Source organism: Aureitalea marina (genome assembly GCF_002943755.1).
GTDB lineage: Bacteria > Bacteroidota > Bacteroidia > Flavobacteriales > Flavobacteriaceae > Aureitalea > Aureitalea marina.
In genome coordinates this window covers 1-12,201 of the sequence record NZ_MQUB01000003.1, presented here as the reverse complement: position 1 = coordinate 12,201, position 12,201 = coordinate 1, and the positions used below count along the sequence as shown (strand labels likewise).

General features: G+C 46.8%; 10 protein-coding genes and 4 pseudogenes. 4 read left to right on the top strand and 10 right to left on the bottom strand.

Annotated features, from left to right (window positions below; translation table 11 throughout):
• Positions 1-20: 20 nt before the first annotated feature.
• The 4 genes and pseudogenes from BST85_RS14165 to BST85_RS14150 all read left to right on the top strand — a co-directional run.
• Positions 21-537 (top strand): annotated as a pseudogene (locus BST85_RS14165) (nucleoid-associated protein); the annotation flags it as partial.
• A gap of 68 nt (positions 538-605) precedes the next feature.
• Positions 606-1,504, top strand: a pseudogene (locus BST85_RS14160) (ABC transporter ATP-binding protein).
• 23 nt (positions 1,505-1,527) lie between these two features.
• Positions 1,528-2,344 (top strand): annotated as a pseudogene (locus BST85_RS14155) (ABC transporter permease).
• A gap of 54 nt (positions 2,345-2,398) precedes the next feature.
• On the top strand, positions 2,399-3,439 hold the full coding sequence (locus BST85_RS14150; RefSeq protein ID WP_104814028.1) for a hypothetical protein: 1,041 nt from the start codon (positions 2,399-2,401) through the stop codon (positions 3,437-3,439).
• Between the two features lie 9 nt (positions 3,440-3,448).
• Here BST85_RS14150 and BST85_RS14145 read toward each other — a convergent pair whose 3' ends face one another.
• From BST85_RS14145 to BST85_RS14365, 10 genes and pseudogenes are all read right to left on the bottom strand, one after another.
• Positions 3,449-4,489, bottom strand: coding sequence for a hypothetical protein (locus BST85_RS14145; RefSeq protein ID WP_104814027.1), 1,041 nt, complete (start codon positions 4,487-4,489; stop codon positions 3,449-3,451).
• Between the two features lie 54 nt (positions 4,490-4,543).
• Positions 4,544-5,380, bottom strand: coding sequence for an ABC transporter permease (locus tag BST85_RS14140; protein ID WP_104812664.1), 837 nt, complete (start codon positions 5,378-5,380; stop codon positions 4,544-4,546).
• A gap of 6 nt (positions 5,381-5,386) precedes the next feature.
• Positions 5,387-6,286 (bottom strand): ABC transporter ATP-binding protein, encoded by a 900-nt coding sequence (locus BST85_RS14135; RefSeq protein WP_104812663.1) that lies wholly within the window; start codon positions 6,284-6,286, stop codon positions 5,387-5,389.
• 69 nt (positions 6,287-6,355) lie between these two features.
• Positions 6,356-7,413 (bottom strand): annotated as a pseudogene (locus BST85_RS14130) (nucleoid-associated protein).
• Between the two features lie 41 nt (positions 7,414-7,454).
• A complete protein-coding gene (locus tag BST85_RS14125) occupies positions 7,455-7,967 on the bottom strand; it encodes an IS1096 element passenger TnpR family protein (protein ID WP_104813945.1) in 513 nt (170 codons plus the stop codon).
• A 41-nt stretch (positions 7,968-8,008) separates the two neighbouring features.
• Positions 8,009-9,022 carry a COX15/CtaA family protein gene (locus BST85_RS14120; protein WP_104812661.1) on the bottom strand — a complete coding sequence of 338 codons (1,014 nt, stop codon included), beginning with the start codon at positions 9,020-9,022 and terminating at the stop codon, positions 8,009-8,011.
• 5 nt (positions 9,023-9,027) lie between these two features.
• On the bottom strand, positions 9,028-10,446 hold the full coding sequence (locus tag BST85_RS14115; RefSeq protein ID WP_104812660.1) for a CCA tRNA nucleotidyltransferase: 1,419 nt from the start codon (positions 10,444-10,446) through the stop codon (positions 9,028-9,030).
• A 57-nt stretch (positions 10,447-10,503) separates the two neighbouring features.
• Positions 10,504-11,166, bottom strand: coding sequence for a class I SAM-dependent methyltransferase (locus tag BST85_RS14110; protein WP_245917655.1), 663 nt, complete (start codon positions 11,164-11,166; stop codon positions 10,504-10,506).
• Positions 11,167-11,170: 4 nt separating this feature from the next.
• Positions 11,171-11,656, bottom strand: coding sequence for an L-threonylcarbamoyladenylate synthase (locus BST85_RS14105; protein WP_342750441.1), 486 nt, complete (start codon positions 11,654-11,656; stop codon positions 11,171-11,173).
• Positions 11,657-11,783: 127 nt separating this feature from the next.
• On the bottom strand, positions 11,784-12,201 hold a 418-nt coding region (locus BST85_RS14365; RefSeq protein ID WP_181040047.1), incomplete at its 5' end, for a glycosyltransferase family 2 protein.

The following is a 12,201-nucleotide window of genomic DNA, read 5'->3' as shown; positions in this document are numbered from 1 at the left end:
GACGGCTTTAAACTACTATCGTAGATAGCAATCGATACGATACCCGTTATTGGTTGGAGGGCGTTTCCTGGGGGCCGAACCGCTTGCTGACGAGAATTTCAAGACCAAGCACTACCTGAAAATGTGCCAGGATTTTGCCCGTCAGGTTGTTTTACCGGCTGAGGACAAGAAAGAGGAAGTTTTGTTCATGAATCGCGCTGTGAATCACTTCGCCAAGAACGATACTTTCGAAGAGACGCAGTTCATGAACGACGTGATCGAAAATCCGGATCTTATCCCGGAATTCCGTCATTTTAAAACGGAACAGGGCTCCTAAGTACAAGATCGAGGATCTGACGACCTTCCCCATCGCCAATACAGCCCGTGACCGCTGCCCGAAAGAAGATTCGCAACACCATCGAGTTGGATACCAATATCCAGATCAAGATGGATTTCATCAACCCGGAGAGTGCAGAGCGCTTCGTTGAAAAAGGTTGGGACGAAGAAAAACAGATGTACTACTACCTGGTCTATTTCAACCAGGAGCGCAAGAGCTAAATTCGGTTTGCTTGTAACAATTCCGGGCAGGATCGTCATATTTCCAGCTAATCACCAAAATCCATTCTGTGGAACACATCCTGACGATCAACAACCTGACCAAGCGATTTGGTCCCATCACGGCAGTCGATAATCTTTCCTTCACCATAGAAAAAGGCAACGTCTATGGGATACTTGGACCAAACGGGAGTGGTAAGTCCACCACCTAGGTATCGTGCTCAATGTAGTCAACCGGACGGCCGGGGAATTTTCCTGGTTTGATGGTGCCATGGACACACACGAAGCATTAAAACGTGTTGGAGCCATTATTGAACGGCCCAATTTCTATCCCTATATGACGGCGGTACAAAACCTGGAATTGGTCTGCAAGATCAAAGGGGTGGACACGGATAAGGTCGATGAAAATTGGAAGCTGTGGGTTTGCTGGATCGTAAGGACAGTAAATTCAGAACCTTTTCGCTGGGGATGAAACAACGTCTGGCCATTGCGTCTGCCTTGCTGAACGACCCGGAGATACTGATCCTGGACGAACCCACAAACGGATTGGACCCACAGGGGATTCATCAGATCCGTCAGATCATCAAAGAAATCGCTGCTCAGGGTACCACCATATTACTTGCTTCACACCTGTTGGAACGAAGTTGAAAAGGTGTGTACCCATGTGGTCATTCTTAGAAAAGGAGCCAGTTTGTATAGCGGCCGGGTAGATGGTATGAACGCCAGTCATGGCTTCTTTATCCTGGAATCGAACGATATGGAGCAGTTGAAGGCCACCTTGGAAAGTTTGCCTTCCATCGATAAGATCAAATCCGAAGGAGAACAGTTAGTTGCTTACCTGAACCAGCCCATGGATGCCACAGAACTGAACCAACTGATGCATCAGAAAGGCATTGTCCTTTCACATCTGGTCAAACGAAAAGAAAGCCTGGAAGAGCAATTCCTGGAGATCACCAACAACCTAAATTAAGCCATCATGTTACGACTTTAAGTATAGAAGTACAAAAGCTTCGATACAATAAATCGGCCGAGTGATCTCTATTGTCTACTTCGTGCTGATCACCTTTATTGCCCTTATCGCCTCTATTGAATTCAATTTTGGGGATATCAATTTCCGTGTTGCAGACCAGGGAATTTTCAATTTTCCATTCATCTGGCACTCAATACGTATATAGCAGCCATACTAAAAATATTCCTGGCCATTGTCATCGTTTCCATGATGGCCAATGAGTACAGTTACCGGACCCTAAAACAGAACCTGATCGATGGGATCTCGAAAAGGAGTTCGTTTTGTCCAAATTCATAACTGTTGTAGGTTTCGCAGCCGGTATCCACTGTCTTTGTGTTTGTGGTTTCCATGATACTGGGATTGTCCTTTTCAGATTATATGGAGATCGGCATCATCTTTAGTGACCTGGAATACCTTTTGGCTTATTTTATCAAATTAGTTGGATTCTTCTCCTTCTGTCTTTTCCTGGGAGTGCTGGTTAAGCGATCGGCATATGCTATCGGATTCCTGGTGATCTGGTGGTTAGCTGAGGGCTTACTATACTTACTGATGAAATGGCGTTTCTTTAGGGATACGGATATAGCCGAAAACGTGATGCAGTTCTTCCCATTGACTTCAATGTCTAACCTGATCATCGAACCAGCTACCCGACTGGGAGCCGTCCAGAGCGCGGCCAGTCAGTTAGGTGAAAATCTGGATAAGGACTATGAGGTAGGGATCTTACCACTGCTGATCGTCTCTGCATGGATCTTCCTATTTGTTTATTGGTCCTTCCTGATACTGAAGCGCAGGGACTTGTAAAATTAGATCGGTCCTATCCGCATTGCTGGCTAAATTCGATATATTTAGCCTCCTATGCGCCTAGCTGGAATTTTTGCCACTATCCTATTGCTAATCCCACTGACCATGAGGGGTCAGCAAGTCGAGTTATTTACCCAACACAACGGTAATTATGACTATTTAGCGTTTGGGAACACCTTAAACCCAGCTGAAAATAGTGATGGCATATGCGAGATCCTGACCGAGAGCTCGGCCAATTTCTCCCTGCTTGCAGGGCAATCCATCATTGCTGCCTATCTGTATTGGGCCGGATCAGGAACCGGGGATTTTGAAGTAGAGCTGAACGGTATACCTATTGAAGCTGAGCGTCAGTTCTCATTTAATTTTGATAGCCAGGGAACGAACTATGAATTCTTCGGGGCCATGGCCGAAATTACCACTTTGTTGCAGGAGTCGGACACCAACGACTATTTGTTCACTGAACTGGACCTGACCGACGTGATCGAGCCCTTTTGCGCTAACCAAACCAACTTCGGAGGATGGTCGGTAACAGTAGTCTATGAAGATCTTGGGCTGCCGTTGAACCAAGTGGCCATATTTGATGGCTTCGAGGCCGTATCAGGAGGAAATACCACCTTGAACATCGAACTAAATAACCTGGATGTCCTGGACAATATCGGGGCCAAGATCGGTTTCCTGGCCTGGGAAGGAGATTCCGGCCTTGCCGTGGATGAGACGCTCAGGATCAATGGGGCCATTTTGAGTAATCCCCCTTTGAACCCTGCCAATAACGCATTTAATGGGACAAACTCATTCACCAACTCCTCTGAACTTTACAACATGGACATCGATGTGTACAGCATCGAGAATAATATCGACCCCGGAGATACCCAGGCATTGATACAACTTACCTCTGGCCAGGACCTGGTACTGATCAATAATATAGTGACGGTGCTCAACACAGAATTGCCTGATGCAACAATCGAGATCTCACTGCGGGATCCCATCGTTTGTGGAGATACAGATTTCACCTTGGACTATACCGTATTTAACCTGAACAGTACGGGAGAACTAGTGGCAAAACTCCTATTGCTTTTTACATTGACGATGTCTTAGTCGGCCGGCTCAGACATCGTCAATGTAAAAAGCAATAGGAGTTTTTGCCACTAGTTCTCCCGTACTGTTCAGGTTAAATACGGTATAGTCCAAGGTGAAATCTGTATCTCCACAAACGATGGGATCCCGCAGTGAGATCTCGATTGTTGCATCAGGCAATTCTGTGTTGAGCACCGTCACTATATTATTGATCAGTACCAGGTCCTGGCCAGAGGTAAGTTGTATCAATGCCTGGGTATCTCCGGGGTCGATATTATTCTCGATGCTGTACACATCGATGTCCATGTTGTAAAGTTCAGAGGAGTTGGTGAATGAGTTTGTCCCATTAAATGCGTTATTGGCAGGGTTCAAAGGGGGATTACTCAAAATGGCCCCATTGATCCTGAGCGTCTCATCCACGGCAAGGCCGGAATCTCCTTCCCAGGCCAGGAAACCGATCTTGGCCCCGATATTGTCCAGGACATCCAGGTTATTTAGTTCGATGTTCAAGGTGGTATTTCCTCCTGATACGGCCTCGAAGCCATCAAATATGGCCACTTGGTTCAACGGCAGCCCAAGATCTTCATAGACTACTGTTACCGACCATCCTCCGAAGTTGGTTTGGTTAGCGCAAAAGGGCTCGATCACGTCGGTCAGGTCCAGTTCAGTGAACAAATAGTCGTTGGTGTCCGACTCCTGCAACAAAGTGGTAATTTCGGCCATGGCCCCGAAGAATTCATAGTTCGTTCCCTGGCTATCAAAATTAAATGAGAACTGACGCTCAGCTTCAATAGGTATACCGTTCAGCTCTACTTCAAAATCCCCGGTTCCTGATCCGGCCCAATACAGATAGGCAGCAATGATGGATTGCCCTGCAAGCAGGGAGAAATTGGCCGAGCTCTCGGTCAGGATCTCGCATATGCCATCACTATTTTCAGCTGGGTTTAAGGTGTTCCCAAACGCTAAATAGTCATAATTACCGTTGTGTTGGGTAAATAACTCGACTTGCTGACCCCTCATGGTCAGTGGGATTAGCAATAGGATAGTGGCAAAAATTCCAGCTAGGCGCATAGGAGGCTAAATATATCGAATTTAGCCAGCAATGCGGATAGGACCGATCTAATTTTACAAGTCCCTGCGCTTCAGTATCAGGAAGGACCAATAAACAAATAGGAAGATCCATGCAGAGACGATCAGCAGTGGTAAGATCCCTACCTCATAGTCCTTATCCAGATTTTCACCTAACTGACTGGCCGCGCTCTGGACGGCTCCCAGTCGGGTAGCTGGTTCGATGATCAGGTTAGACATTGAAGTCAATGGGAAGAACTGCATCACGTTTTCGGCTATATCCGTATCCCTAAAGAAACGCCATTTCATCAGTAAGTATAGTAAGCCCTCAGCTAACCACCAGATCACCAGGAATCCGATAGCATATGCCGATCGCTTAACCAGCACTCCCAGGAAAAGACAGAAGGAGAAGAATCCAACTAATTTGATAAAATAAGCCAAAAGGTATTCCAGGTCACTAAAGATGATGCCGATCTCCATATAATCTGAAAAGGACAATCCCAGTATCATGGAAACCACAAACACAAAGACAGTGGATACGGCTGCGAAACCTACAACAGTTATGAATTTGGACAAAACGAACTCCTTTTTCGAGATCCCATCGATCAGGTTCTGTTTTAGGGTCCGGTAACTGTACTCATTGGCCATCATGGAAACGATGACAATGGCCAGGAATATTTTTAGTATGGCTGCTATATACGTATTGAAGTGCCAGATGAATGGAAAATTGAAAATTCCCTGGTCTGCAACACGGAAATTGATATCCCCAAAATTGAATTCAATAGAGGCGATAAGGGCAATAAAGGTGATCAGCACGAAGTAGACAATAGAGATCACTCGGGCCGATTTATTGTATCGAAGCTTTTGTACTTCTATACTTAAAAGTCGTAACATGATGGCTTAATTTAGGTTGTTGGTGATCTCCAGGAATTGCTCTTCCAGGCTTTCTTTTCGTTTGACCAGATGTGAAAGGACAATGCCTTTCTGATGCATCAGTTGGTTCAGTTCTGTGGCATCCATGGGCTGGTTCAGGTAAGCAACTAACTGTTCTCCTTCGGATTTGATCTTATCGATGGAAGGCAAACTTTCCAAGGTGGCCTTCAACTGCTCCATATCGTTCGATTCCAGGATAAAGAAGCCATGACTGGCGTTCATACCATCTACCCGGCCGCTATACAAACTGGCTCCTTTTCTAAGAATGACCACATGGGTACACACCTTTTCAACTTCGTCCAACAGGTGTGAAGCAAGTAATATGGTGGTACCCTGAGCAGCGATTTCTTTGATGATCTGACGGATCTGATGAATCCCCTGTGGGTCCAATCCGTTTGTGGGTTCGTCCAGGATCAGTATCTCCGGGTCGTTCAGCAAGGCAGACGCAATGGCCAGACGTTGTTTCATCCCCAGCGAAAAGGTTCTGAATTTACTGTCCTTACGATCCAGCAAACCCACAGCTTCCAATTTTTCATCGACCTTATCCGTGTCCACCCCTTTGATCTTGCAGACCAATTCCAGGTTTTGTACCGCCGTCATATAGGGATAGAAATTGGGCCGTTCAATAATGGCTCCAACACGTTTTAATGCTTCGTGTGTGTCCATGGCACCATCAAACCAGGAAAATTCCCCGGCCGTCCGGTTGACTACATTGAGCACGATACCTAGGGTGGTGGACTTACCACTCCCGTTTGGTCCAAGTATCCCATAGACGTTGCCTTTTTCTATGGTGAAGGAAAGATTATCGACTGCCGTGATGGGACCAAATCGCTTGGTCAGGTTGTTGATCGTCAGGATGTGTTCCACAGAATGGATTTTGGTGATTAGCTGGAAATATGACGATCCTGCCCCGGAATTGTTACAAGCAAACCGAATTTAGCTCTTGCGCTCCTGGTTGAAATAGACCAGGTAGTAGTACATCTGTTTTTCTTCGTCCCAACCTTTTTCAACGAAGCGCTCTGCACTCTCCGGGTTGATGAAATCCATCTTGATCTGGATATTGGTATCCAACTCGATGGTGTTGCGAATCTTCTTTCGGGCAGCGGTCACGGCTGTATTGGCGATGGGGAAGGTCGTCAGATCCTCGATCTTGTACTTAGGAGCCTGTTCCGTTTTAAAATGACGGAATTCCGGGATAAGATCCGGATTTTCGATCACGTCGTTCATGAACTGCGTCTCTTCGAAAGTATCGTTCTTGGCGAAGTGATTCACAGCGCGATTCATGAACAAAACTTCCTCTTTCTTGTCCTCAGCCGGTAAAACAACCTGACGGGCAAAATCCTGGCACATTTTCAGGTAGTGCTTGGTCTTGAAATTCTCGTCAGCAAGCGGTTCGGCCCCAGGAAACGCTCCAACCAATAACGGGTATCGTATCGATTGCTATCTACTGATAGTAGTTTAAAGCCGTCTTCACCATCCACGTTCAGGATAAGGGCTCCTTTATCTAGTTTACTGAGGTTTATCCCTTGTTCCAAGCGGGGTACCAATTGAGTCTCACCCTGGTCAAATTGCAGAAAATCCTGGGTCAACTCCGATTTGAAGATCCCGATTCCATCAACTTTCTCATTGTCGTGCACGATTCCCTCAAGGTAGGTCACGTAGACCTCTCCACCTTTGATGTGCGGATGATCAGATTGTTCGTATAGACAACGGGTGATATCCTGGGCGATATTGGTAAAATTCTCCTGTTTTGCGAAAGCCCGTTTAACGAGTTGTTGGAGGGTGTGAAACTCCAGATCCACCTCGTGAGCAAAACGGAGGTAGTCCTCATCTTTTTCGCGAAAGGGTTTAAAGAAATATTCCTTCAATAAGGCGTGGAGTTCGTCATTCATCTGGCAGGGTGTGGCGGAAAGAAAAAGTCCTTCAGCCCGACTCTTGTTTCCAACCCGATGGATGGACAACTGGTCGATTTGGGTACTGTAAAGATTGATCACTTAGTGAATGGTGTATTTGTGGTTAGTCGTGGATGGAAATCCTAGTTCCAGTTTTGGTCAAAATCCAGGTCCTGATAATCGTCCGTATCATAGTCCCGGTCCAGGGCATCCTGGGAGCCTGATTCCGGTTCGGCGATGAACTCTTTTTCGGGTGCCTCTTCCGGAATATGCCCGTGAGCAAAGATGAGGTTGGGATAGGTGCGACCCTCTTCGATCTCTGCGATCTCTGCCAGCTCGACTAGAAAAGTCCACATGTTTAAAAAGTCATACACATAGATCAAGCGCGGACTTTGCTCATTGACCACATCTTCCAGGAAGGTCTCGTTCATCACTTTGATCTCCCCAGGAACTTCACTCATGTCGAACATCGGGATCTCTTCACCTTGTACCCATTCGGGATCGCTGAGGTAAAATGAAGCCATTTCCTGACCGCCAAAACCAAAGCTTTGCACGATCACATTGTGAAGGTCCTCCAGGGTATCCTCCGCATTGATCTCCAGGTCGCGAAAGACATCTTCGTGAGTATCCAGAATTACGCGAAATCGATATATCATCTCCATCTTCAATTAGGGTGCAAATATACTTTAAGCCAGGCTTATTTTGAGTACCTGTGCAGGGAAAAAGTCATGGCAGCCAACAACAAGAATGCAAAGACCTGGTGGAGCACACCCAACCAGACTGGAACCTGCATCAGAAGGGTTAGTACACCTAGAACGAATTGTATAAATACCAAACCAAGGAGGACATTCAGACCTCGACTTTGGAATGTCGTCATGACTCGTTTCTTTCCTTTTAACCAAATCGCGATGATAATTCCCACAACAGCGTAAGCCATGTATCGGTGCACAAATTGCACACCACTCTTACCTTCTACGAAATTCTTCCATACCGGATCCTGCTCTATGGTCACTGTTTCGTGTATCCATTTGCCATCGCTCATCTTGGGCCAGTGATTGTGGATCCAACCGGCGTCCAGGCCGGCCACAAAGGCTCCCCACACGATCTGCACCAGTAACAGCGCCAGACCCCAGCGGATCAGTTTACGCATGGAGCGATCAATTGGTTTTTTGTCCGGGAAGATCAGATCAAGGGCAACCCAGAGGGTGTAAGCAAAGGTAATGAAGGCAGTAGTCAGGTGCATGGCGAGTCGATAGTGACTGACATCCGGTCGATCTACCAAGCCGCTTTTTACCATATACCAACCCAGGAAACCTTGAAAACCACCTAAAAAAAGTAGAACCAAACATTTGCGGATAGTCGCTTTACTGAGTTGCTTACGCACCAGGAAATAAAGGAATGGTATAATGAAAACCACGCCGATCAGTCGTCCGATCACTCGGTGTATCCACTCCCAGAAATAGATCTGTTTGAAGTCCTCCAGCGTGAAATTAAAGTTGATCTTTTGAAATTCCGGGTACTGCTGATACAGTTCAAAGGCAGCCTGCCACTCGGCCTCATTCATGGGAGGAATGGTGCCCGTGATGAGATTGTAGTCGGACATGGAAAGACCCGAATGTGTTAAACGGGTTATTCCGCCAACTATGACCATGGTGAAGATTAGCGCGCAGCCCGCTAACAGCCAATAGATAACTCCTTTGTGATCCTTCATGATGATTAAACCGGTTTTAAACCTAGGCTGGCTGCCCTTTCCAGCATGAATTGATATGCCGCCTGATGCTCGTTGGGAATCTGTCCTTCGAGTATGGCTTCTTTTATAGCTTCTTTTATGATCCCAATCTCCCGGGAGGGTCCTATGCCAAAAGTGGCCATGATTTCTTCCCCGCTGACCGGTGGTTGAAAGTTTCGGATATGGTCTCGCTCTTCTACCTCGACGATCTTCTCCCGGACACGTTTGAAATTCTGGTGATAACGCTTAAATCGTTTCGGATTTTTGGTTGTGATATCTGCCTCGCATAGTGTCATCAGATCGTCTACGTGGTCACCCGCATCAAAAACCAGCCTGCGAACGGCACTATCGGTTACATCAGATGCCAAAACGATCGGACGGGAACTCATGGTCACCATCTTTTGCACAAACTTCATTTTCTCGTTCAGCGGCATCTTCAAGCGCTTGAAGAGTTTGTAAACCATCTTCCCGCCAACAAATTCGTGCCCGTGGAAGGTCCAGCCGATCTTCTTATCGAAGCGTTTGGTCGGTGCCTTGCCAATATCGTGCAATAGTGCTGCCCATCGGAGCCAGAGGTCATCTGAGGTAGCCGCCAGGTTATCCACCACTTCCAGGGTATGCCAGAAATTGTCCTTGTGGCGCTGACCTTCCATTTCCTCTATCCCTTCCAAGGCGGACAGCTCTGGAAATATCTCCGGTAACAGCCCGGTTTTATGCAGGATAGCAAAACCCACAGAAGGTTTATCTGTAGCCAGGATCTTATTGATCTCATCGACTATGCGTTCCTTGGATACGATCCGTATCCGTTCCGCATTCCGGCCGATGGCCTCCAGGGAAGTTTCTTCTATGGTAAAACCCAGCTGTGTAGCAAAACGGATGGCCCTGAGCATTCTTAGCGGGTCGTCGCTGTAGGTGGTATCCGGGTCCAGTGGCGTACGGATCAGTTTGTTCTCCAGATCCGTCATCCCTCCAAATGGGTCCAGTAATTCCCCGAAATTGTCCGGATTCAAACTAATGGCCAGCGCATTTATGGTAAAATCCCGCCTATTCTGATCATCCTCCAGGGTCCCGTTTTCCACCGCCGGATTTCGACTATCCTTGCGATAGGATTCCTTGCGGGCGCCCACAAATTCCAATTCCAGGTCACCGGCCTTGATCATGGCCGTGCCATAATTCTTAAAAATGGTCACTTTGGGTTTTCCAGAAAGTTTGGAAGAGACCTTCTTGGCCAGGTCGATCCCGCTTCCAATGGCCACTATATCAATATCCTTGTGCGTACCTCGGTCCAGGAAGAAATCCCGTACAAATCCACCGATAACATAAGCATCCAGACGAAGCTCGCTGGCCGCGGAAGAAATATCCTTGAAGACAGGATGATGGATCGCTTTGGGATATGTTTTTGCCATTTGCTTTTGCTTTTGCAAAGGTACGACTACCCCAGTCTACAATCAAGCAAGTAGCCTTTATTTTAGTACGCCCACAGTAGCAAATTGCATATACTTCATATCGGCGGCTCCTCCCAGCATCAGTAGATTCATCAGACGTGGTTTAAGCGATTTACTGGCGTTGATACCTTTTTGCTCGAAAACCTCATATCCTTGATCTTCGAATAACTGGACCATGCTTTTTTGGGTAAACCAACGCAGGTGGGTTCGGTCCATGATCCCTTCATCCTCATGCTTCCATTCGCCTTGGAACAAGAGCTTGAAAAAAGACCTGAAATAACGCATGTTTGGGATGGAACTGATGACCCGTCCACCGGGTTTAAGTTTAGCCTTAAATGATCTCAGAACCGAGTATGGGTCTACCAGATGTTCCAGCACGTCGTTACAATAGATCACGTCAAAATAGTTATCGGGTAGTTGAGCGATGGCGTCCTCGACTGTGGCCGTATAAACCTTGTCAAGTTGTTCACTGGCCAGGTCGGCGAACTCTTTCATGGGTTCTATCCCCTGTACCTCGGCACCGGTCTTTTCTTTGACCATACGACCAAAATTCCCGTTGCTGCATCCTACGTCCAATACGTGTTCCACCTGGGCTGGCAAGAATTCCAACATTTCTTCCCGCTCGTTTTCGTAATAGTCGCGTGGCTTACTTTCGTAATCCATCCCGGTTGTCTTGCTCATAGGCTTAGCTTCTTATCACTTTGACGGTTCCGTCATTTTTAATTTTTATGATGGAGGAGGACCTCTTATTCACCTTGTCTCGATTCCAATTGACCACATAATCAACTCCCTGCACAATGGCCTTGTCAATATCCTTGAATTTAGCCGGTGTAGGCGCTCCGCTGAGGTTGGCTGAGGTCGAGACCAGTGGTTTTTTCAAGCGTTTGATCAGTTCTCCGCAAAAGGTATCTCGAACCACCCTGATGGCCAAGCTGTTGTCTGCAGCGACCAGGTTTTCGGCCACACGAATTGGATCATCATAGACAACTGTAGTAGGTTTATTGGCGTATTTCAGAACGTCGTATGCCATTTCCGGTACCTGGTTCAAATACTGGGAGAGCATGCGAAAGTCATTGACCAAGCAGATCATGGCCTTGTCCCCAGGCCTTTTTTTGAGTTCGAAGATACGGTCGACAGCCGTCGCATGGGTTGCATCACAGCCAATGCCCAACTGGTATCAGTTGGATAGAGAATGATCCCCCGGATTTCAGTGTTTTTAAGGCTTTGTCAATTTCTGCTTGCATCCTTCGTTCGTGCCGTTTGTTTATTCTTTAGTGAATTTTTGAGTGATCCGCCCCTTAATAGGGTTGGTAATAAATACCATTTTTTGGTTTGATCAGACAGACCAGGATCAGATACAAATTGATCATCAACGCATAGGCCCATCCTCGGTTCTTACGGACCACATAGAGATAGGAAATATACGCTTCTTTGTCTATTTCCCGGGAACGGCCAATACTAACGCCCTGATAATGCAATATCCTGGCACCGGGATGCAGCACACACTGTTTGCCGATCTTCCTGAGGCGATGGCCCAGGTCCATTTCTTCAAAATAAAGGAACACATTGGTGTCAAATCCTCCTATAGCGTCAAAATCTGAGCTGCGGAAGAACATAAAGGCACCGTTTACCCAATTGACCACCACAGGTTGATCGTATTCCTTCTTCCGGTCCGGATAGCGCTTGGGATTAGAGGCCTGTAAAAAACCCGACCAA

What these genes read in the sequence shown, in the direction of transcription:
- BST85_RS14150 (WP_104814028.1), top strand. Translation starts at nt 2,399, where the DNA reads ATGCGCCTAGCTGGAATTTTTGCCACTATCCTATTGCTAATCCCACTG.
- BST85_RS14140 (WP_104812664.1), bottom strand. Translation starts at nt 5,380, where the DNA reads ATGTTACGACTTTTAAGTATAGAAGTACAAAAGCTTCGATACAATAAA.
- BST85_RS14120 (WP_104812661.1), bottom strand. Translation starts at nt 9,022, where the DNA reads ATGAAGGATCACAAAGGAGTTATCTATTGGCTGTTAGCGGGCTGCGCG.
- BST85_RS14125 (WP_104813945.1), bottom strand. Translation starts at nt 7,967, where the DNA reads ATGATATATCGATTTCGCGTAATTCTGGATACTCACGAAGATGTCTTT.
- BST85_RS14145 (WP_104814027.1), bottom strand. Translation starts at nt 4,489, where the DNA reads ATGCGCCTAGCTGGAATTTTTGCCACTATCCTATTGCTAATCCCACTG.
- BST85_RS14115 (WP_104812660.1), bottom strand. Translation starts at nt 10,446, where the DNA reads ATGGCAAAAACATATCCCAAAGCGATCCATCATCCTGTCTTCAAGGAT.
- BST85_RS14110 (WP_245917655.1), bottom strand. Translation starts at nt 11,166, where the DNA reads ATGAGCAAGACAACCGGGATGGATTACGAAAGTAAGCCACGCGACTAT.